Annotated in this window: 22 protein-coding genes; 10 read left to right on the forward strand and 12 right to left on the reverse strand. The window is 42.8% G+C overall.

Annotated elements, in window-relative coordinates; all coding sequences use genetic code 11:
* Positions 1–232: 232 nt before the first annotated feature.
* Entirely contained in the window at positions 233–1,903 is a 1,671-nt protein-coding gene (asnB, locus tag L3V36_RS14800) for an asparagine synthase B (protein WP_017079461.1), read from the forward strand.
* Positions 1,904–1,990: 87 nt separating this feature from the next.
* On the opposite strand, the gene rfaH is transcribed toward asnB, so the two are convergent.
* Positions 1,991–2,497 (reverse strand): transcription/translation regulatory transformer protein RfaH, encoded by a 507-nt coding sequence (rfaH, locus tag L3V36_RS14805; RefSeq protein WP_004734235.1) that lies wholly within the window; start codon positions 2,495–2,497, stop codon positions 1,991–1,993.
* Positions 2,498–2,999: 502 nt separating this feature from the next.
* Between rfaH and L3V36_RS14810 the strand changes: the two genes are divergently transcribed.
* Positions 3,000–4,385: a peptide MFS transporter gene (locus tag L3V36_RS14810; protein WP_102453297.1), complete on the forward strand. Its 1,386-nt coding sequence runs from the start codon at positions 3,000–3,002 to the stop codon at positions 4,383–4,385.
* Between the two features lie 90 nt (positions 4,386–4,475).
* On the opposite strand, the gene hemH is transcribed toward L3V36_RS14810, so the two are convergent.
* The 3 genes from hemH to htpG all read right to left on the reverse strand — a co-directional run bounded on the left by hemH (position 4,476) and on the right by htpG (position 8,652).
* Positions 4,476–5,438 (reverse strand): ferrochelatase, encoded by a 963-nt coding sequence (gene hemH, locus L3V36_RS14815; RefSeq protein WP_102448536.1) that lies wholly within the window; start codon positions 5,436–5,438, stop codon positions 4,476–4,478.
* 276 nt (positions 5,439–5,714) lie between these two features.
* Complete coding sequence (gene adk / locus L3V36_RS14820) at positions 5,715–6,359, reverse strand: adenylate kinase (protein ID WP_004734238.1); 645 nt, start codon at positions 6,357–6,359, stop codon at positions 5,715–5,717.
* Between the two features lie 388 nt (positions 6,360–6,747).
* Entirely contained in the window at positions 6,748–8,652 is a 1,905-nt protein-coding gene (htpG, locus tag L3V36_RS14825; RefSeq protein ID WP_102448535.1) for a molecular chaperone HtpG, read from the reverse strand.
* Between the two features lie 269 nt (positions 8,653–8,921).
* On the opposite strand from htpG, the gene L3V36_RS14830 reads away from it, so the two are divergent.
* The 3 genes from L3V36_RS14830 to L3V36_RS14840 all read left to right on the forward strand — a co-directional run bounded on the left by L3V36_RS14830 (position 8,922) and on the right by L3V36_RS14840 (position 10,820).
* Positions 8,922–9,833, forward strand: a complete 912-nt coding sequence (locus L3V36_RS14830; protein WP_054547641.1) for a transcriptional regulator — start codon at positions 8,922–8,924, stop codon at positions 9,831–9,833.
* Between the two features lies 1 nt (position 9,834).
* Positions 9,835–10,350, forward strand: a complete 516-nt coding sequence (locus L3V36_RS14835) for a regulatory protein ToxS (protein WP_029222673.1) — start codon at positions 9,835–9,837, stop codon at positions 10,348–10,350.
* Positions 10,351–10,499: 149 nt separating this feature from the next.
* Positions 10,500–10,820: a SelT/SelW/SelH family protein gene (locus L3V36_RS14840; RefSeq protein WP_004734242.1), complete on the forward strand. Its 321-nt coding sequence runs from the start codon at positions 10,500–10,502 to the stop codon at positions 10,818–10,820.
* Positions 10,821–10,850: 30 nt separating this feature from the next.
* On the opposite strand, the gene yfcE is transcribed toward L3V36_RS14840, so the two are convergent.
* Genes yfcE through L3V36_RS14865 form a run of 5 tightly spaced genes read right to left on the reverse strand, consistent with a single transcriptional unit; the run spans position 10,851 to position 13,713 of the window.
* Positions 10,851–11,396 (reverse strand): phosphodiesterase, encoded by a 546-nt coding sequence (yfcE, locus tag L3V36_RS14845; RefSeq protein ID WP_004734243.1) that lies wholly within the window; start codon positions 11,394–11,396, stop codon positions 10,851–10,853.
* A gap of 47 nt (positions 11,397–11,443) precedes the next feature.
* The gene (locus L3V36_RS14850; RefSeq protein WP_017062206.1) at positions 11,444–11,851 is read right to left on the reverse strand and encodes a CBS domain-containing protein; all 408 of its coding nucleotides are present in this window, start codon (positions 11,849–11,851) and stop codon (positions 11,444–11,446) included.
* On the reverse strand, positions 11,848–12,198 hold the full coding sequence (locus tag L3V36_RS14855; RefSeq protein WP_004734245.1) for a P-II family nitrogen regulator: 351 nt from the start codon (positions 12,196–12,198) through the stop codon (positions 11,848–11,850). Before L3V36_RS14855 ends, L3V36_RS14850 begins: the two co-directional genes overlap by 4 nt.
* Positions 12,188–12,982 carry a DUF1538 domain-containing protein gene (locus L3V36_RS14860; RefSeq protein WP_017090179.1) on the reverse strand — a complete coding sequence of 265 codons (795 nt, stop codon included), beginning with the start codon at positions 12,980–12,982 and terminating at the stop codon, positions 12,188–12,190. The genes L3V36_RS14855 and L3V36_RS14860 overlap by 11 nt, the downstream gene beginning before the upstream one ends.
* Positions 12,979–13,713, reverse strand: a complete 735-nt coding sequence (locus L3V36_RS14865) for a DUF1538 domain-containing protein (protein ID WP_065606319.1) — start codon at positions 13,711–13,713, stop codon at positions 12,979–12,981. The genes L3V36_RS14860 and L3V36_RS14865 overlap by 4 nt, the downstream gene beginning before the upstream one ends.
* A 350-nt stretch (positions 13,714–14,063) precedes the next feature.
* Between L3V36_RS14865 and L3V36_RS14870 the strand changes: the two genes are divergently transcribed.
* From L3V36_RS14870 to L3V36_RS14890, 5 genes are all read left to right on the forward strand, one after another.
* On the forward strand, positions 14,064–14,978 hold the full coding sequence (locus L3V36_RS14870; protein WP_102482463.1) for a TIGR01777 family oxidoreductase: 915 nt from the start codon (positions 14,064–14,066) through the stop codon (positions 14,976–14,978).
* A 43-nt stretch (positions 14,979–15,021) separates the two neighbouring features.
* Positions 15,022–15,849 carry an SDR family oxidoreductase gene (locus L3V36_RS14875; RefSeq protein ID WP_208774933.1) on the forward strand — a complete coding sequence of 276 codons (828 nt, stop codon included), beginning with the start codon at positions 15,022–15,024 and terminating at the stop codon, positions 15,847–15,849.
* Between the two features lie 396 nt (positions 15,850–16,245).
* The gene (locus L3V36_RS14880; RefSeq protein ID WP_065681336.1) at positions 16,246–17,100 is read left to right on the forward strand and encodes a co-chaperone YbbN; all 855 of its coding nucleotides are present in this window, start codon (positions 16,246–16,248) and stop codon (positions 17,098–17,100) included.
* Between the two features lie 197 nt (positions 17,101–17,297).
* Entirely contained in the window at positions 17,298–18,227 is a 930-nt protein-coding gene (locus tag L3V36_RS14885) for an SPFH domain-containing protein (protein WP_004734251.1), read from the forward strand.
* Between the two features lie 3 nt (positions 18,228–18,230).
* Entirely contained in the window at positions 18,231–18,680 is a 450-nt protein-coding gene (locus L3V36_RS14890; RefSeq protein WP_208774931.1) for an NfeD family protein, read from the forward strand.
* 580 nt (positions 18,681–19,260) lie between these two features.
* Here the strand turns inward: L3V36_RS14890 and cueR are convergent.
* The 3 genes from cueR to L3V36_RS14905 form a co-directional block, all read right to left on the reverse strand.
* The gene (gene cueR / locus L3V36_RS14895) at positions 19,261–19,653 is read right to left on the reverse strand and encodes a Cu(I)-responsive transcriptional regulator (RefSeq protein ID WP_208774929.1); all 393 of its coding nucleotides are present in this window, start codon (positions 19,651–19,653) and stop codon (positions 19,261–19,263) included.
* Between the two features lie 121 nt (positions 19,654–19,774).
* On the reverse strand, positions 19,775–20,578 hold the full coding sequence (locus L3V36_RS14900; RefSeq protein ID WP_102576336.1) for a DUF2057 family protein: 804 nt from the start codon (positions 20,576–20,578) through the stop codon (positions 19,775–19,777).
* Positions 20,579–20,676: 98 nt separating this feature from the next.
* Complete coding sequence (locus L3V36_RS14905) at positions 20,677–21,783, reverse strand: porin (protein WP_102495892.1); 1,107 nt, start codon at positions 21,781–21,783, stop codon at positions 20,677–20,679.
* Between the last annotated feature and the right edge of the window lie 459 nt (positions 21,784–22,242).

Below are 22,242 nucleotides of genomic sequence, written 5' to 3' on the forward strand. Positions count from 1 at the left end.
CTAAACATTGTCTAGTTAACCTCTCAAAATTGCTGTTCTTTTGCACTTTTGAGAGGTTTTTGTTTAAAAAACCAACCGCAATTAGACGCCACTCACCAAAACCACCTTAAAATTAGATAATTTCTAACATAAACCCCTTTATATTATTTTTTTGCTCACATTCGGTTGCTTTTTTTAGCCAGAATGGCAAATTGAATACAGTTGATTTAGAAATTATTTAAAAGGAAGTTCTATGTGTTCAGTATTTGGCATTCTCGACATTAAAAGTGATGCCGCAGCACTTCGCCCTATTGCTTTAGAAATGTCTAAAAAGCTTCGTCACCGTGGCCCAGACTGGTCTGGTATCTATGCTGGTGAAAAAGCAATTCTTGCTCACGAGCGTTTGGCTATCGTTGGTCTTAACAGTGGTGCACAACCACTATACAGCCAAGATAAAAAGCACATTCTTGCAGTGAACGGCGAAATTTATAACCACAAAGAACTTCGTGCACGCTATGAAGATAAATACCAGTTCCAGACTGATTCTGACTGTGAAGTTATCCTAGCGTTATACCAAGAAATGGGCGCGGACCTTTTAGAAGAACTTAACGGTATTTTCGCATTCGTTTTATACGACGAAGAGAAAGACGAGTACCTAGTCGGCCGTGACCATATTGGTATCATCCCGCTTTACCAAGGCTACGACGAGCACGGCAACTACTACGTTGCTTCAGAGATGAAAGCACTCGTTGAAGTATGCAAGACGATCAGTGAGTTCCCTCCTGGTAGCTTCTATTCTTCGAAAGATGCAGAGCCTCAACGCTACTACATCCGCGATTGGAATGAATACGCTGCGGTACAAGGTAACAGCACAAGTAAAGAAGAACTGACTGAAGCGCTAGAAGCTGCAGTTAAACGTCAACTAATGACAGATGTACCTTATGGTGTACTTCTATCTGGTGGTCTTGATTCTTCAATCACTTCAGCAGTAGCTAAACGTTTTGCTGCAATGCGTATCGAAGACGATGAGCAATCAGAAGCTTGGTGGCCACAACTACACTCATTCGCAGTAGGTCTAGAAAACGCGCCTGACCTTATCGCTGCTCGTGAAGTTGCTGATAAGATTGGTACCGTACACCACGAGATGACTTACACCATTCAGGAAGGCTTAGATGCAATCCGTGATGTTATCTATCACATTGAAACTTACGATGTAACGACGATTCGTGCTTCAACGCCGATGTACTTGCTTGCTCGTAAGATCAAGGCAATGGGTATCAAAATGGTACTGTCTGGTGAAGGTGCTGATGAGATCTTTGGTGGCTACCTGTACTTCCATAAAGCGCCAAACGCAAAAGAGTTCCACGAAGAAACCGTGCGTAAACTTCTTGCTCTAAGCATGTTTGACTGTGCTCGCGCCAACAAATCTCTTGCAGCATGGGGTGTTGAAGGTCGTGTTCCATTCTTGGACAAAGAGTTCATCGATGTAGCAATGCGTTTGAACCCTGAAGATAAGATGTGTGGTAACGGTAAAATGGAGAAACACATTCTACGTGAGTGTTTTGAAGACTACCTACCAGATTCAATTGCATGGCGTCAAAAAGAGCAGTTCTCTGATGGTGTTGGCTACGATTGGATTGACACATTAAAAGCAACGGCTGAAGAAAAAGTAACGGATCAACAAATGGAAGCTGCGAAGTTCCGTTTCCCTTACAACACGCCAACAACCAAAGAAGGTTATGCTTACCGTGAAATTTTTGAGGAGCTATTCCCTCTAGAATCAGCGGCAGAATGTGTACCTGGTGGTCCTTCAGTTGCTTGTTCATCAGCGAAAGCGATTGAATGGGATGAGTCATTCAAAAACTGTGTCGACCCATCAGGCCGTGCAGTACAAGCCGTTCACAACGATGCTTACAACGCTTAGCGCGTTTTGAACAAACCCTAAAGACTAAAAAAGGCGCATTATGCGCCTTTTTGTTTTAAGCCTATTTTTTGCTTTGTATTACTGCACTTATGCGTGAGCTTGTAGTGCTTCGTTCTCAATACTGATCGGAACCACTTTGCTGATCATTTTTACCAGCATAATAGATCGAGCTTCACCATCTTTCTGATGGAAAATAGCTTCAACCCCAGCAAACTGACCACTATTGATCTTGACCACTTGCCCTGATTCAAACTCAACACAGCACTCTTCAGGTTCATCTTCGCAACACTTCTCAAACTCTTTCAGTTCATACACTAAGTCGCCTTGGACTTCATGTGGCCTTGCGCCAAACTTAATAAAGTCGACAACGCCACGAGTCGAACGAACTGTCGTAAAACTAGGGCCTTGTTCATAATCAAAGCGAACAAAGATATAAGACGGGAACAGCGGTTCTTTGACCTGCTTCTCTTTCCCTCTCACGACCTTCTTGACATCGATTTGAGGATAAAAGCACTCTACCCCCTGGTTTTCTAGGTGCTGTTGAGCGCGTTTTTGATCACCACGCTTACAGTAAAGTAAATACCAACGTTTCATTTTACTAGCCATTTTCTATTTTGGGACATATTACCACAAGCCTAAAACCGTTAATCACCGTTAATAAAATGAATCCTGATAAGCAATAAATTATGCGTAACAGGCCAACTTATCAACAAAAAGCCATAGGGACAAAAAGTGGTTAAGCATTGTACAGGGAACATTTACAGATAAAAAGACGCATTATTATAAGGCTATGTATGCTACACACAAAAAGAACGCAATACCATTTAAATCTAGAAACCATCCGACAAACCAATCAATTCGACGGTTAGCATTCGATAATTCTTTTAAAAAGAACACTATGCGCTCAACTCAAAACTGGAAAATTAGTTTGCAGCACGCATTATCTGGGCAACATTCACAATAAAACCCCATATTTTCATGAGCTTATAAAAAAATAGTTATCGTGACCATAAAAGACACCTATTGCAGATGGTTATTCCACTCTGTATACATAAGGAACTATAAAATCTTTTAATACCTAAAATTAGTAAAACTTATGCCAAGCAATCACAACATCTTTGGCCACCCTAGAGGCCTATTTCTACTTTTTAGCACAGAGCTATGGGAACGTTTCTCCTACTATGCGATGCGTGCGATCCTTGTTTTATTTCTTACCGATACCACTATCAATGGTGGCCTTGGTTGGTCAACAAAAGATGCCCTCGATCTTTATGGTATCTATACTGGTTTAGTCTATATCACGCCATTAATCGGCGGCTGGCTTGCCGATAACTACTTAGGACAACGTAAATCGATCCTAGTGGGCGGTGTATTAATGGCATTAGGCCAATTTACGCTTGCTCTTCCTAACGGCGCTATTGGCTTAGACCAAGTAAATGCTCTTTATCTAGGTTTAGCACTGCTTATCAGTGGTAACGGTATGTTTAAACCAAACATCTCGACCATGGTTGGCGACCTATACCAAGAAGGCGATAACCGACGTGACGGCGCTTTCACCATTTTCTACATGGGCATCAACTTAGGCGCGCTACTGGGTGGCTTAATTTCAGGTGCTGCAGTCGAGTCATTCGGCTGGAAAGCTGGCTTCCTAGCCGCTGGTATCGGTATGGTTATTAGCTTAGTTATGCAATTGACGATGGCTCAGTCATGGTTAGGCAACATTGGCTCAGTACCTGCAGCTGCACGAGCGAAAGCGCTGAACAAATCGAAAGAGAAAACACCACTGACCAAAGAAGAGTTCGACAGACTAAAAGTTATTCTTGTTATGGGTCTGTTCGTAATCGTTTTCTGGGCTGGCTTTGAACAAGCTGGCGGTTTGATGAACATCTACACTCAACAATATACGGATCGTATGATTGGTGGCTTTGAAGTTCCTGCAGCTTGGTTCCAATCTCTGAACCCATTCTTCATCATTACACTTGCACCAATCATTGCTGCATTTTGGGTCAAGCTTGGTAAGCGTGAACCAAACTCGCCAGTGAAATTTGCGATGGCGTTGTTTTTCTTAGCACTAGGCTTTGTGTGCATGATGGGTGCAGTAATGGAGCAAGGCGGCGACCTAACAGTGAAAACATCAATGCTATGGCTAGTCGGTGCTTTCTTCTTCCATACCCTTGGTGAGCTTTGTCTATCTCCTATTGGCCTGTCGTTGGTCACTAAGTTAGCTCCGCTTCGTCTAGCATCGTTAATGATGGGTGCATGGTTTGGTTTCAATGCTGTCGCAAACTACGTAGCTGGCCTTGTGGGTTCTCACGTTGGTGAGCTTGGCGCAATGTCTATCTTCGGTGGTATCGCAATTACAGCGACAATAAGTGGCGTCTTACTGCTTCTTTGTGCTGGCAAGCTTGTATCATGGATGCATGGTGTAGAAACCAACATGACTCTTGAAGCAGAACCAAAAGCAGAAACTTCGGTCGCTTAATAGCTAGATCGATTTCAAGAAAAAACATCAAGATCAAAAAGGGCTGCTCAATGAGCAGCCCTTTTGTTATTTATTCAATTGGCATATCAGTTAGCGATGAAGCGCCACTAGCTCAGCCATCATATCGATGTGTGAGTCTCTGTCGTTAAGACACATAATGTAGCTAAAGTCTGAGCCACCAGCATCAATGAACGTCTCTTTACACTGGTCAGAAATCTCTTCTAACGTTTCCAAACAGTCAACCGAGAACGCAGGAGCCATGATATCAATCTTCTTGATGCCCTTACTCGGCAGTGATTCAAGTGTCTCGTCAGTGTAAGGCTTCAACCACTCTTCTCGACCAAATCGAGATTGGTATGTCATGGTGATGTCTTCCGAGGATAAACCTAACTCAGCAGCAAGTAATTTTGTCGTCGCTTCACAATGCTGAGGGTAGATATCGCCTTCATCGGCTAACCTTTTCGGAATACCGTGGAATGAACACACCAAGTGATCGCCTCTGCCATTTTCTTCCCAATGGCTACGAACACTTTCAGCCAGTGCTTTCGCATAGCTAGGGTGAGAGTAATAATCTCGAATAAAGCGATAGCTCGGGATGACAGGCATTTGTTTGAAGGCTTTAGTTAAACCATCAGAAACGGCCGCTGTGGTTGTACCTGAGTACTGAGGATATAAAGGCAGGACGATAATATCTTCAACACCCTGCTCCATCAGTTGCTCAACCCCCGTCTTAAGGCTTGGGTTGCCATAGGTCATACCCAGCGCTACGGGCATCCCTAATTTTTTCTGGAGCTTGTCGGCTTGTCTTTGAGAATATACAAGCAGTGGTGAGCCTTCATCCATCCAAACAGACTGATACAGTTTAGCCACTTTCGGTGCTCTAATCGGTAAGATCACCCCATGTAAAATAGGACACCAAAGCCAACGCGTTAGATTTACGACTCGCTTATCGTGTAAGAATTCACTCAAAAATCGACGAACGCCAGCCGGGGTCGCCGAATCTGGTGTTCCTAAGTTCACCAGTAAAACGCCCTGCTTTTTATTATTTTCCATAGATACCTGAGACCAATGTGTGATTTTCTGGAACGTAATATACTAATCGGCATAAGTTTAAGATCATTGTTGTGCCACTAAATTTAAGAATAATCGTTCTTAACCTGGGTTATCACAATATCACCTTGAGCGTTAGCCTCGCGAATCTAAGCCGTACCGCGGAAACAGTGCACAATCGATTTATCTAGATTGGTATATTACTAAAAATTGAAACAAAAAAAGCGACCTTAACGGTCGCTTCCAATATATCAAATTCTAAAACTGGCTGTTAGCCAATTATGCTAGTGCTTTCTCAAGTTCTGCACTAACTTCAGCAACTTGCTTAGTACCATCAAATTTAAGGTACTTAGTGTTACCTGCTTCTGCTTCCTTACCGTAGTAAGAAATAAGCGGAGCCGTTTGATCGTGGTATACGCCTAGACGTGCACGAACTGTTTCTTCTTTGTCGTCATCACGTACAACAAGCTCTTCGCCAGTGATGTCATCTTTACCTTCTTCTTTAGGTGGGTTGTACACACTGTGGTATGTACGACCAGAAGGAAGGTGAGCACGACGACCAGCCATACGCTCAACAATCACATCGTCAGCTACGTCGAATTCAACAACGTAATCAACAGCTATGCCCATTTCTTTTAGGCCATCCGCTTGTGGGATTGTGCGTGGGAAACCGTCTAGTAGGAAACCTTTCTCACAGTCATCTTGAGCGATACGCTCTTTGATTAGACCAAGGATAATTTCATCAGAAACTAGCTGACCAGCGTCGATTACTGATTTTGCTTGCTTACCAAGCTCAGTACCCGCTTTGATAGCAGCACGTAGCATGTCACCAGTTGAAATTTGAGGGATACCAAATTTGTTCATGATGAAGTTAGCTTGAGTACCTTTACCCGCGCCAGGAGCACCTAGAAGAATGATGCGCATGTTTAATCCTCTTATAAAAATTATGATTTATACCGAAGCTCACTATCCCGCCTTTCTGGTTTAATTGAGGTCAAACAAGAGAGGTTAGGTAACAACTGAGGCTAAGCACAACTGTAAACAGAAGCAAAACGGTAAGTTTCGGTATAACGTTTAAAAATCATACAACTGGAGACGATAGGTTCATAGTACCAGCTGATTAGGTCGAGCATTCTATCACATTAATATTCAATTTGGCTGAAATTAAGACTAAAGAATGTATCGACAGCGTTTGCTTTCGTCTTGTTAGCGACTTTAGCTACATTTCGATGAATTTAAGCGACGTTCATAAAAAAAGCCCGCATTCGCGAGCTTTTATTTATAATTATAGGCTTAGCCCAAAGTCGAAAGACTAACGTTTTGTTAGTAGCTCGTTGATTGCACCTAAGAATTGTGACGGATCTTCCATTGAGCCTTTTTCAGCCAGCATAGCTTGGCCAAGTAGTAACTCAACCCAACGGCCGAATGCTTGTTCGTCCGCTTCGTCAGCCATCTGTTTCACCAGTGCGTGCTCAGGGTTAATCTCAAAGATGTACTTAACTTCTGGTGCCGCTTGACCCGCAGCTTCAAGAAGCTTAGCCATTTGCGTGCCCATTTCGAAGTCGTCAGTGACTACAACTGCTGGCGTTGTCGCTAGCTTGAAAGTGGTACGAACTTCTTTAACACGATCACCTAGGTAAGATTGAGTGCGCTCAACAACAGATTTGAACTCTTCTTCTGCCTCTTTTTGCTTCTCTTTCTCTTCTTCACCTTCGAACTTGCTTAAGTCTAAGCCCGCTTTGGTGATCGATTGGAACTGCTTACCATCAAAATCAGTCAGGTAGTTCATTACGTACTCATCAATACGATCGTACATTAGAACCACTTCGATACCTTTTGCTTTGAACTGCTCCAAATGCGGGCTGTTCTTAGCGGCAGCGTAGTTATCTGCTGTTAGGTAATAGATCTTGTCTTGACCTTCCTTCATGCGTTCAACGTAAGAAGCGAGGCTGATGGTTTGCTCAACAGAATCTACTTCCGTTGACGAGAAGCGAAGTAAACCAGCGATTTTTTCTTTGTTCGCCATGTCTTCCGCTGGGCCTTCTTTCAGTACAAGGCCAAACTCTTTCCAAAACTCTAGGTACTTATCATTGTCATTCTTCGCCATGCGCTCAAGCATTGTCAGGACACGCTTGGTACATGCGCCACGAAGAGACTGAGTTACCTTATTATCTTGCAGGATTTCACGAGACACGTTCAGTGGTAGATCGTTTGAGTCAATCAAGCCTCGAACGAAACGCATGTAAGATGGCATGAACTGCTCTGCATCATCCATGATGAATACTCGCTGTACATAAAGCTTAAGGCCGCTCTTATGGTCACGATTCATCATATCCCAAGGTGCTTTAGCTGGGATGTAAAGTAGGCTTGTGTAGTCGTTCTTACCTTCAACTTTGTTATGGCTCCACGTTAGTGGATCAGCAAAGTCGTGAGATACGTGCTTGTAAAACTCTTGATACTCTTCTTTCTCGATATCAGACTTGTTACGAGTCCAAAGCGCTTGAGCCTTGTTAATCTGTTCCCAATGTTTCTCTTCGGTGTCTTTACCTTCGTCATCTTTAACCGCAGTTAAGATAGAAACAGGGATACCGATGTGATCAGAGTATTTACCAATGACTTCACGCAGACGCCATTCATTTAGGAATTCTTTACCGTCTTCGCGCATATGAAGAATGATATCAGTACCACGAGACTCTTTAGTGATGTCTTCGATGGTGTAATCACCTTCCCCTGCAGAGTGCCACTGAACAGCTTCATTACTCGCTAGACCTGCTGCACGTGTGCGAACCGTTACCGCGTCTGCAACGATGAATGCAGAATAGAAACCAACACCAAATTGACCAATCAATTGAGAGTCTTTGCTTTGGTCTTCAGACAGCTTTGAGAAAAAGTCTGCAGTACCCGATTTAGCAATCGTACCTAAATGCTCAATAACGTTGTCGCGGCTCATGCCGATGCCGTTATCAGAAATCGTTAAAGTATTGGTTTCAGCGCTAAAAGATAATTTTACGCCTAGGTCTGCATCACCTTGGTAAAAGTCACCGTTTGACAAGGCTTGGAAACGAAGCTTATCAGCCGCGTCAGATGCGTTAGAGATCAGCTCACGTAGGAAGATTTCTTTATTTGAATACAGTGAGTGAATCATTAGGTGAAGTAGTTGTTTTACTTCAGATTGAAAGCCACGAGTCTCTTTATTTTGCGTTGCTGTTTCGCTCATTTTTACTCCAAAACATCTATACTTTATGTTGAATACCATAGGGGCGTAACACTTGATGCCACTCTTATGTTCATTAACATGAGGATGACAAATGTAAATTCAAGGTCAAAAATCATAAAAACACTGTTTTTTTGATCTGTTTTTATTATCCTTGAGCCTGATAAATATAAAAGAACATAAAAGAAGCCATGATTTGGTGAAGAATTAACGGAACTTCACCTGAGATTTGTCTATTTCGCACTCAAAATCATCCAAAATAGAAGAATTCAATGAGCAATATCGGCACAAAGTTTATTCTCGCACAGCGGTTCGTATTCGATCCAAATAGCAATTCACTTGTTGACCAAATGAGCGACGGCGAAGTTGTGCGCCTTGGCAGCAATGAAAGCCGCATTCTCCTGATGCTGTCAGAAAGACCCAATGAAGTTATCACTCGTAATGAATTGCACGAGTATGTTTGGCGAGATCAAGGCTTTGAGGTTGATGACTCAAGCTTAACGCAAGCAGTTTCGACCCTGAGAAAGATGCTCAAGGACTCAACCAAATCTCCAGAATTCGTAAAAACGGTACCTAAACGCGGTTACCAATTTATTGCAACCGTTGAACGCTCTGCACCACTTTCATCAAATGATCAGCCAGCAGCGGCTGAAATTGCAGAAAATGACGTAGAACCTATCTTAACGTTTGCAACGCCTACAATGACCGAAGAAGCAATGACTGAAGCTGTCGAGCCCGAGTCAATTACAAAGTTTCAAGAAACCAAAGTTGAAGTGGAACCAGCAACAACACCAACTGCTACCCCGGTTAAAAGCACCAATAAGTGGTTAGCGTTTTCGTTATTGCTTGCGGCTTTCATCATGCCAATTCTGGTTTTAACGTTTACTAACCCCGCAGAATCCGAGTTCAGAACATTAACTGAAGTGGATGGTGTAAAGATCCAAACCCCAATCAATCATCCTGATCTCAGTAGTTGGCTACCTGCGATAGAGAAGTGTGTATTGCGCTACAACACTAATCACACTGGCATGTTGAAGCCAACAGAGGTGATTGCAACAGGTGGACAAACCAACAACCTTGCCCTCAACTACATTCACCCGCAAGATTACTCTAGCGAAAACGTAACCCTAAGAATTTACGCAAACCAGTCGGATGTAAACGACATTTGTAACGGTGGTCAGTAACATGAAATTAAAAGTATCGATTATTTTACTGGTTCTATCTGCGTTCTTAAGTGGTTGGTTATATTGGGGCAGCGATGCAAAAGTAGAGCGCTTGCTCACTCAGCATGAGTGGCAATCGAAAATGGTGACTCTGATTAGCGACAACAAGCAAGCTGATGCAATCGGCCCGCTTCGTAAAGTTGAATTGTCATCGAATGCGAAATACCTACCAAATGGTACGTACCTGAGAATGTCAGTGGTTAGGCTGTACAGCACTCAAACTGCACCTGCGAATGTGATCAACATATCAGAAACAGGTCAGTGGGATATTAACGATAACTATTTACTGATTTCGCCAACGGAGTTTAAAGATGTAACTTCGGCTGAGCGCCAAGACTTTTCGGAAGAACAACTAGAGCTGATCACTCAAGTGATTAAGATGGATGCAGAGCAAAGCCGACGCATTGATATTATTAATCAGAAAGCACTGCTGCTCACTAGCTTAAATCACGGTTCTACCGTTTTGTTCTCAAACTAAAACTGGTTCCAACTAAAACTCTGCAGTTATTTTTGTATAAAAATAGCTGAATACCATTAAACGGTAAACCAATAGATAAGGGGCATGATGCCCCTTTTTTTGTTAGCCGTTGGTATCAAATTACGGATGTAGCATTTTAAGGATTAACTATGAATACGGATCAACCAAATCTGACGCCAGCTAAAGAGACAGCAACAAAAGCGACAATCGCAATACACTATTGCCGTCAGTGTAATTGGATGCTTCGTTCTAGTTGGTTATGCCAAGAGCTGCTGCATACCTTTAGCGAAGAAATTGAACAAGTGAGCTTGCATCCAGACACCGGAGGCAGGTTCGAAATCTTTTGTAATGGTGTGCAGATTTGGGAAAGAAAAGCGGATGAAGGTTTTCCAGAAGCGAAAGTTCTGAAGCAAAGAGTGCGAAACATCATTGCTCCAGACAGGGACCTAGGCCACGTAGACTCAAAGTAAGCCTTTTCTAACGCCGCCGATTGAGTTTATTTAAAGCTCGCCACTCACAATTACGTCACCTTCAAGGCTAATGACTTTAAAGGTATTATTTTCATAGATGCCATGGCTCGCTGCGTGACCATCTCGTGGGAATGTCACCGAACTAGGGTTAAAGATAAAGATATCATCTTGGTATTCGGCAACTGGAATATGGGTATGCCCATGGGCAATAATATCACCCGCTTTTAGTGCTGGTCGTTTAGTGGTGTTATACAAATGACCATGGGTTAGAAAGATACGCTGACCTGATTCCAATAACACCCATGAGTAATCCATCATCATTGGAAAAGACAACAGCATTTGATCCACTTCACTGTCGCAGTTACCACGAACGGCGATGATCTCTTGAGAAAACGCATTCAACTTCTCTGCAACCGCCGGTGGATTGTATCCTTCTGGAATCGGATTTCTTGGCCCATGATTCAGAATGTCACCCAATAGCACTAAATATTGCGCACCAGACGCTTGGTAGAGTTCTAATACCTTTTCTGTTGCGGGCAGCGAACCGTGTAGGTCTGAAGCAAAAAATAATTTCACACGTACTTCTCCATAAAATTTATGAGCCTATTGTACGTATCTAAATGCTACACGTCATCTCTCGCCATTCCGTTGATCACGATATTATTGTAACTAACCATACCGACTATCTTGTTATCACGAACTACTGGCGCGCGACTGATACCAAAGCGTTCAAACAGGCGAGCGCAATACTTTACGTTCATCTCAGCAGACACGCTTAGCGCTGGCTTGGTCATGATTTCATAAACATTGGTTCGCTTCGGAGATCGATTTTTAGCCAACACTTTCTTTGCTATATCATTCATCAACACGATACCGTACTCGTCATCCTCGTGGCGTTTATCGACAATGATTGCCTTCACTTTGTGCTTTTTAGCCATCTCTATCGCTTCTAACACCGTAGTTAGCCCATCGATAATCACATACGTATTGGCCATGACATCGCCTACTCGGATCTTTTCACTGGTACTCATAGCTCATCCTCCACAACCTTTGTTAACGTCTCAACTTGATGCGCAACGCCGACTGCATCTTCCACATCTATCTGTACTGCAATACCCTGCCCCGATTCTTGGTCAAACTCCCCCACTTCACTAATTCTTTCAAGAATATGCCTTGCTAGATGCTCCTCAACGACAAACAGCAGCACATCTTTTTGCACCTCTAATGTTAATCCGAAGAAGGTGCGCTTTTGGTTTAAGCCCTGCCCTCTGGCATTATTAATCACGGTTGCTCCGGTTGCGCCCGCATCACGCGCGGCATCGAGCACAATGTCGGTTTTGCTCTCTTCTACAAACGCTAGGATAAGTTTAAAGCGCATCTTTGCTCTCCTTAGAGGTGTGTAAACGGTTTAACCATTGGGTTATTTGGGCATAGCTCATCACCGAAATGATGGGGAACAAACTCGCAAAGGCGATTAAGCCGAAACCGTCTATTACTGGATTTCGTCCCGGTACAGTTGAAGCAAGCCCTAATCCAAGAGCCGTCACTAAAGGCACAGTCACGGTAGATGTCGTAACCCCGCCTGAATCGTAGGCCAATGGAATGATCAATTTGGGGGCGTAAAAGGTTTGAATCACCACAATGACATAGCCACAAATAATGTAGTAATGGATAGGATCGCCCGCAACAATACGGTAGCTACCCAATGAGATACCGATGGCAACGCCTAATGCCACGGCGATTCTCAGTCCGTTAACACTGATACTGCCACCGGATACTTGGTTTGCCTTAATCGCTACAGCAATCAAAGAAGGCTCGGCTATCGTGGTACTAAAACCAATACAAAACGCAAACAGGTAAACCCAGTAATAATCAAACCAAGCCAATGAAAGACCAGAGCTGATCTTAAACTCAGTCAAAAAGCTTGGTTCGGTGAGTTGCATTGCCATCGTCTCCCCTAGAGGGAATAATGCGAGCTCCAACCCCATCAAAAAGAGTGATAAGCCAAGAATGACGTAAAAGAAACCGATTAGCACTTTGGCAAGGTTATTGACAGGCTTACGCAGTACCGCTAACTGAAAACCAAAGATGATCACCGCAATCGGAATCACATCCATTACAGTGCCTAGAAAGGTGTCGATAAATTGCTGCACACTGATCATGTCACCACCATCCCGTACACCATGACAAACATCATCGGCAGAAGTGAAGCAAACGCGATCAATCCAAAGCCATCAATCATAGGATTTCGTCCTTTAATCGCCGAGGCTAAACCCACCCCTAATGCGGTCACTAACGGAACGGTGATCGTCGATGTTGTGACACCGCCAGAGTCGTACGCAATCCCAATAATGTTTTCCGGGGCAAATGCAGTGAGCACCACCACACCAATATAACCACCGATGATCATGTACTGAATTGGCCAACCTTTTAAGATCCGAAGAACTCCTAATAGAATGGCAATACCGACCGATAACGCCACGGTGAAGCGCAGGCCATCGGCATATTGTTCCCTTTCATCTAAAGAGTTGGGAATAACACCACCTTCAGCTGCAACTTCTGCTGCTTCAGCAGCCACTGCGGTTAACGCGGGTTCGGCAATGGTGGTACCAAAGCCTAAACAGAAAGCGAAGGTCAATAACCAAAACACACTTCCCTTGCGGGCAAATGCTTGCGCCATCGATTCGCCAATCGGGAACAACCCCATTTCAAGGCCAAAGATAAAGAAAGTCAGCCCAAAGACCACCAACACTAAGCCAGTTAGAATAGACAAAAGATGAGGGAGTGGTTCTTGCAGGACGACAAGTTGGAAGAAAGCAATCACCGCCACGATCGGCAAGAGATCCCTTAGACTACCTAACATGGCTCGAAACAAAGCAAGCACTGCCGTCATCGCAACTCCTAATCATTGAAATTGTGTCTGGTTATTAATTACTAATAATCATGGCAAATCCTTATCATTCCTTATGTGACAAATATTACGCAGTTGGTAACATATCGGAGTAAAGTGCATAAATGTGATAGCGGTATATACCCAAGTAACCTCAAGATGCGTTGCTCAGCGAGAGTTGCCTAGTTTGCAAACGAGCTAGGTGGATTTAATTTCACTCCTGAGTAAATTGCATAAGGCGTAAATTAGGTATCACACGATTGAAACCAACTGATCGTTATAGTGATTTTTTCGTATTGATTGGCGTTCAAAAACAAGCCATGTCTATAATTATGTTTAATAGGGAGATTGGTATGAAGATATTGTTAACGGGTGGTACGGGATTTATTGGTTCTGAATTGGTCAAAAGTTGGAATACTGACGACGTGACATTGTTGACGCGGAGCCCCGAAAAAGCGAAGCAAAACCTAAATCATCTGAACCAGAATAACCTTCATTACATTCAATCTCTTGATGAACTCAGCGATCTCAATGACTTCGATGTTGTGGTCAATCTTGCTGGCGAACCGATCGCTGACAAGCGTTGGAGTGCGGAGCAAAAAGAGAGGATCTGCAATAGCCGCTGGCACATTACCGAAAAACTGGTCGAGTTAATTCATGCCAGTAGCAACCCTCCGGAGGCTTTCATTAGCGGTTCGGCTGTAGGTTACTATGGCGATCAACAGCAACACCCATTTGATGAATCACTACAAGTAGAAGACGAAAGTTTTCCTCATAAAGTTTGCGCTCATTGGGAAGAGATAGCCAAGAGAGCCCAATCCGATGAGACGCGTGTGATACTACTAAGAACGGGGATTGTGTTAGGTGAAAATGGCGGTGCGCTCAAAAAGATGCTAATGCCGTACAAACTCGGAGTAGGCGGGCCACTTGGTTCAGGCGAACAGTACATGCCTTGGATTCACATGCTAGATATGGTGAGAGCCATCAACCACTTATTGTCGATGCCTCACGCTCAAGGGGAATTTAATATGTGTGCCCCGCACCCTGTCACCAACAAACTGTTCAGCAGCACACTCGCCAAACAACTACGCCGACCTCATTTCTTGTTCACGCCTAAATGGGCAATGTCGCTTCTGATGGGTGAATCGTCTTGTCTGCTCTTTGACAGCATTCGTTCCAAACCAAAGAAGCTCACTGAAATGGGATTTATCTTTAGTTACTCAAGAATCGAACCGGCACTAAAAAACTTGTTACAACATCAAGACTAATTCTTTACTCTAAAGCGACAGAGACTCTAATAAAGGATTAAGTGTGAACAAGTCGATTCTTATCACTGGTTGCTCAACAGGCATTGGCTATACATGTGCTCATGCACTTCAAAAACGTGGCTTTCATGTCATTGCATCTTGCCGTGACCCACAAGATGTTCAACGCCTTCAAGATGAAGGCCTCACTTGTATTCAATTAGATCTTTCCAACCAAGAAAGTATCGAGAATAGCGCCAAGCTTGCCATTGCACTCGCACCTAACGGATTGTATGGGTTATTCAATAACGGCGCTTACGGTCAAGCAGGCGCGCTAGAAGACTTACCTACCCAGGGGCTCAGGGAGCAATTCGAAACCAACTTCTTTGGTTGGCATCACCTTGTTTGTCAGATCCTCCCGCACATGCGCGAACGCGGTGAAGGCCGAATAGTGCAAAACAGTTCCGTATTAGGTTTTGCCGCAATGAAATATCGTGGCGCTTACAACGCTTCAAAGTTCGCGCTAGAAGGCTGGACAGATACGTTACGTTTAGAACTGCATGGCAGCGGTATTCATATCTCGTTATTGCAGCCAGGTCCAATAGAAACCCAATTTAGAAATAATGCCCTGAAAGCCTTCAATAAATGGATCACCATTGCTGGCAGCGCTCATCAAGAAGCTTATCAACAACAAAAAGACCGACTCGAAAAAGAATCATCGAACAACGCTTTTGTTCTTCCGCCTGAAAGTTGTGTTGAGCCAGTTTATCACGCACTCACCGCAGAGAAACCAAAGCTAAGATACCGAGTTACGACCCCGACTAAAGTGTTCGCGGTATTGAAAAGGATTCTACCGAGTCGCTTGCTAGACCCTATTTTGAGAAAAGCTGCATAATTTTCTAACTTTGAATGCACAGTCGCAAACTTTAATGTAACGATGTAATTTTTCCGTAACAATAAGATGTCATGATTTATCCTATCTCATCAATTACTCCCAATTGGTGAATCTAATCTGGATATTTCATGACTTTAAACCGCCTTAATTGGGTAGGTGTGAGTGTGGCGATTACGTTGTTTATTCTGTTTTGAGTATCTCACGCAATATCTCACTGACCACCTCAATGATTACGCTATGCCTTCTATGTAGAGATAAACATCCTACCAACATCGAAGCATAGCGTTTTTTTATTTTTGTCTCTTTTTATCTGAGATACCCCAGTTAGATCTTGAAGTTACCGACTTATCCCCCCATATTTGCAACGTATCCATAAACAAACCTCAAGGAACGTAAATGCAATCTCCGCATATTGTTGAACTTAATGAGCAGAACTTTCGTCAAGTATTAGAAGGTTCGATGCAGACCCCTGTACTCATCCAATTTTGGGCACCAATGAGCCAAGAGAGCGCCCAAGTCATTCCTGAACTGCAAACATTAACTCAGCAATACAATGGCGCTTTCACCCTAGCCCTATTGAACTGCGAGCAAGAGCAAGCCATTGCTAGCCAATTTGGGGTTCAAGCACTACCGACTATTGCACTGTTTGTTAACGGTCAGCCTGTCGATGGGCTTGGTGGCCCTCAGAGCTTAGAAGCCATTGTTGAAATGCTAAACAAGCACCTTCCTAGCCAAGATGAACTTGCATTACGTCAAGCTCTAGAGCAAATGCAAGCAGGTGAGCACACACAAGCACTGGCAGCAATGCAACAACTTCCAGCTGCGCTAACAAACAAAGGCGAAGTAAAACTGGCGATTGCAGAGTGTTTGTTAGAAACGCAACAGTTTGATCTTGCTGAAACTCAACTAGCCACCATTCCTCTAGAGTACCAAGACAACTACTACAAAGGCTTAGTCGCGAAACTTGAACTTCACAAGCAAGCAGCAGACAGCCCTGAAATACAGGCATTAGAAACCGCTCTGCAGCAAGACCCGAATGATGCTAAGACTGCCTCTGAGTTAGCATTACAATATCACCAAGTGAACCGCAACGAAGAAGCGATGGAGCTGTTGTGGTCTTTCCTAGCAAAAGATCTAAATGCTTGCGATGGCGATATGAAAAAAGAGTTCATGGACATCTTAAGTGCGCTTGGGCAAGGAAACCCAGTTGCCAGTAAGTACCGTCGACAACTGTACTCTCTGCTTTACTAACAAAACCCTAAAATCGTTAGATTAAACATCGAAAACTGACAATTCAATCAATTAGTTTATCGAATGAAACAATATAAAATGGGCCATAAAATCAATATTTTATGGCCCATTTCTCGTTTATAAATTTGCTCAGAATTTAAATATGAGCCAGTATCAATAGTGAACTATCAAAAACTTAAACTTGCAAAGGATTTTGTATGGCTATTGATACATTGATTACTATTGGCGTCTTTACTGTCGTCGCACTACTGTTCATTTTCGCTGGTGTCAAAACCGTTCCACAGGGCAATAACTGGACCGTAGAACGCTTTGGCCGCTATACACAGACCCTCAAACCAGGCCTAAACCTGATCATTCCATTTATCGATAAAGTCGGACAACGCATCAGTATGATGGAACGAGTTCTCGATATCCCAGCTCAAGAAGTCATCTCCAAAGATAATGCTAATGTCATGATTGATGCAGTTTGCTTCGTACAAGTTATCGATGCACCGAAAGCGGCTTATGAAGTCAATGACCTTGAGCATGCGATCCGTAATTTAACCCTCACCAATATCCGTACTGTACTTGGCTCTATGGAGCTGGATGAAATGCTTAGCCAGCGTGACATGATCAATACCAAGCTGCTAAATATCGTGGATGAAGCAACCAACCCATGGGGCGTAAAAGTTACTCGTATCGAAATCAAAGATGTACAGCCACCAGCTGATTTAACCGCCGCAATGAATGCCCAGATGAAAGCTGAGCGAAACAAACGTGCCGACATTTTATCGGCTGAAGGTGTAAGACAAGCTGAGATCCTAAAAGCGGAAGGTCATAAGCAATCAGAAATCTTAAAAGCGGAAGGTCAAAAGCAAGCAGCCATCCTGCAAGCAGAAGCTCGTGAGCGTGCAGCAGAAGCAGAAGCTAAAGCGACAGAAATGGTGTCGACGGCCATCGCTCAAGGTGACATGCAAGCGGTCAATTACTTTATTGCACAAGGTTACACCGACGCACTGAAGTCTATTGGCCAAGCTGAAAACGGCAAGATCATTATGTTACCGTTAGAGGCGACAGGGCTAATGGGCTCAGTCGCAGGCATCGCCGAGATGTTTGCACAAAGCAATGACAAAGGCAGTAAGGACTAACTTATGGTCGAATTACTAGAACAAGTAAACCACTGGCATTGGTTGGCGTTTGGTCTAGCACTATTGGCTCTTGAGCTTATCGGAACGGCTGGTTACTTTCTTTGGATTGGTATATCAGCCATGCTCGTCGGGGCTCTTTTGGGTGCATTACCGCTGGGTTGGCAGATGCAATGGCTATCATTCGCTAGCTTCTCGCTCATCACCACTTGGTTGTGGTGGAGAAGACAACTCTCTAATGACAAGCAGTCAGACGCAGGGCGAGAGCTAAATCAAAGAGAAAAACAACTTGTAGGGCAAACTGTTTTTCTTACCGAAGAGGTAAAAAGAGGTAACTGCCGAATTAAGGTAGGAGACTCTTCTTGGTCAGCAAGAGCTAGCCAAGATATTCCATCAGGCACAGAAATTAAGATTGTGGCATTAGACGGAATAATTCTAATAATCCAGCCTTTATAGCTAATTGGCATATTAGGCCTACATTATCGATAAATGTAGGCTTTAATAACTTTAGAGAGCAAAGAACATTCGAATTATCATTGTGATAGATTGAATTGAAAAAAAAATAAGTTCTTATTTCGTAAAGCTAAAAAGTTTGATTGAGCTAAAAAGATATAAGAAAGACAGTTTTCTTATCCAAAATATATATGAATAGTTAACCTTACTCTCCCTTAATTATAATTATTAAAAATGTTAAGTCCGTCCAATTTTTGAAATTTTCTTTTCCTTGTCCATACTTTCAATTATCTCAACTAGAGATAAACCTAATGGAGTTTGTATGAGACATCTTTTAATAATTCTAACGGCTATTTTCAGCTTAACATTCGGAAGCGCTCTGGCGAGCAGTCAGTCTCCAGGTAACGGAAACATGGGGCCTATTGTTAAGTGTTCAGATGGAAACGCGGTCACTCATGTGCCACTCTTAATCTGCAAACACTATGGCGGAAAGGTACTTTGATAGGTAACTAATGTCAGGCAAGTAATATTCTTTGTTGCCTGACACACTATTTGATTGCTTGGCGAGCTTTAAAAAAATATGTTATTTTCGGCCTAACAAATTGTTCAAAATTGGGCATTCGTTTGAAGCATCTCCCGGGCAATCATGCACCCAAGACTGTAACTGAGCCTTCATTTTATTTAACTCAGCAAGTTTCAATTCAATTTCATCTAACTTCTGAGTGGCCTTCTTCTTTACTTCGTAGCTTTGCCTGTTCGGATTCATTGCCAACTCGACAAGCGACTTACACTCATCGAGAGTGAATCCAACCATTTTAGCTCTCAGTACGAACTCTAACTGTTCGATATGAATATCGCCGTATTGCCTGTAACCATTTTCGGATCGGTGTGGTGGACTCATCATGCCTTTACTTTCGTAAAAGCGAATGGATTTCGCTGTTGTACCAACACGTTTAGCTACTTCACCAATATTCACTCTATTACCTATAATTCAAACGTTACCTAAAACAAAGAGCCGGTCTAAAACGAAAAACCGCAGTACTGCTGTTATACAATACTGCGGTTGAAAAACATAGCTAGAGACTTACGTTAGAGGCTTACTCTTGCTCTAACAGCCAAATCATAGTTTGAGATTTTTCTTCACTGTCTAGCTTATTGAACCAATATGAAACCATCTCGATTTCTTTTGAGCCTTCAATTGATGCTGGAGAAGCGTTCTTACGATTTTTGAATGCCCAATCTGTCACTGCAGACTGCTCTTCTTTTGTTGCTTGTCCATACCAGTAGTTAACCATCTCTTGAGCTTGAGAAGCTTTTGGTTCTTCAGCAACAACCGCTGCTACAGCTACCGATACTGGGGCAACCGCGATCGCAGTATGATTATTTGCGCCGTTGTAGATCGTGTCGATATACGCTTTCGGCACAATGAAAGTTGTACTCATTACTGAGTTTTGTCCATCAAGTGTAAACTCTAAGTTCTTTTCTCTTGCCTGCTGAATATCAGCTTCGCTTAATGGAAATTTAATATATTGAGTCTTAGTACAATGCTCGCTGCAACTCTCTCTTGGTACTTGTCTATCTTCTAGCTCAAGCGTCTTACCTAGGAAGCTAACTGTTTCATATTCTTTATAGCTCTGGAAGTAGCTAACATCCATGATGATTGAAGATTCTGGAGCCGAGTTCTGTGTTACTTCTTTGTTGTACGTAAAGTAGAGTGACGATTTCAGGATGTCTGCTCCTACATTCGCTTTACTTTCCGCAACGTAAGATTGTCCAGTAACCTGAATATAACCGCCTTTAGGCTGCACATCCGCCACTGAATCTGCAAAATTACTTTTTGAATCGAGTGAACTACAAGCTCCCAAAAATAATGATAATACAACTACACTAACTTTATTCATTATGACTAATTCCTTATGTTCACTATGGAAAAACGCTGGCAAAATAATTTACCAGCGTTTTGATTTTATTTAACTATTTTTAAGCTGACAACTTTAGCTTAGAAACCGTACTCAAGACCAACGCGAGTTACGATATCTGTATCAGCATCACCAACAGTACGACCCGCTACACGTAGGTAAGGTACAAAACCGTTGTGAACAGCCATTAGCTGACCAGAGATAGTGTTGCTGTCAGAGTTTGCATCTTTAGAGCCATCTGTCTCAGATTCAAGGTTCGCTGCGTAACCTAGTTTGAAACCGATTGGACCATTCCAGTATTGACCAATGATTGAGTAAGAATCTTGAGTAACTTTACGATATTGACTATCTAACTCTTCGCCTTTATATGCTGCAGCGATACCGAAGCCAGCAGGTAAGCTAGCTTCAAAACCAACGATGTATGCGAAAGTATCGTCATCATAACCAGGTTCTACTGGAGCTTGTACTGGTTGACCATTTTCATCAAGAGACCAATCGCCGCCTTTTGTATCAACTACACGAGTACCAGATTCAACCGCACCCATGAATGTGATTTTTTCGAAACTGTACTTCGCACTTGCACCAAAGAACTGTGCATCACGAGTTATATTGTCATCACCACCACCATTATTTCCATCATCACGACCAACAGAAGCTGCAAAAGAGAAACCACCAAATTTAGCTGAATCGTAACGTACTTGGTTAGATTGACGATCGTAGTGACCATTGATGCCGCCCCAATCGAATACAGAACCTAGACCAGGGTTAGAGAATGGCCAATCGACGATTTCGTATAGTGGCGTAAGAACACGACCCACACGTAGGTTACCCCAAGAGCCAGAAGCGCCAACGAACGTATCACGGAAACCAAGCACACCACCTGAAACGCCACCGTGAGACCAGTCTGTGCTATCTACGTAACCAGATTCAATCTGCATTGTGATTAATACGTCATCAAACATCTCTTTATGAGCACGGAATCCGATACGAGATTCATTCTCAACTGAATAACCTTTGCCAGTATCGTTGTTGTCTGTTGTGTTGTAGTTAACTAAAGAGATTGCTGCAACACCGTATACGTCAACGTTGAAGTCAGAGTTGATACCAACTTCTTTTGCCATTACGCCTGTCGATAAAAGTGCAACGGATGCACCTAGTAGAGTACGTTTGAAAAATTTGTTTTCCATGGAATAAAACTCCTAAAAATGGATATAGCTGTTTGAATATTCCCCGCCTAAAGTTGGCCGCCGTAGAGAGAAATACCTTTTCTTGTTTGAGAACCCTAAACTCTGAATTCTCTATTTCCTTTCTGGTTATGCACATCGTGTGCATCCATGGCATTAAGACTAACTTCGCCCTCAAAAAGATCAATGAGAACTTAATTTTCATCTAAAAAAATATGAGTTGGTGCAAATTTAGTAGGTACTTAGTGATCCAGATCGATAAATTGTAAAGCTCACAACCATAAACAACAAAAACAATAAATATCAATAACTTAAATAAACTTAACCCTTATAAACATAGAAGTGACTCGCATTTTCAATACAACCTCCATGGTATTTCATTAATGTTGAGCAGCGTCACTGTCCTGATTTTAGAGTTCGTATAGGAACAAAATTCTCAACAATTAAAAAGGCATCTAATTT

The sequence above is a fragment of the Vibrio sp. G-C-1 genome (assembly GCF_021728015.1).
GTDB lineage: Bacteria > Pseudomonadota > Gammaproteobacteria > Enterobacterales > Vibrionaceae > Vibrio > Vibrio splendidus.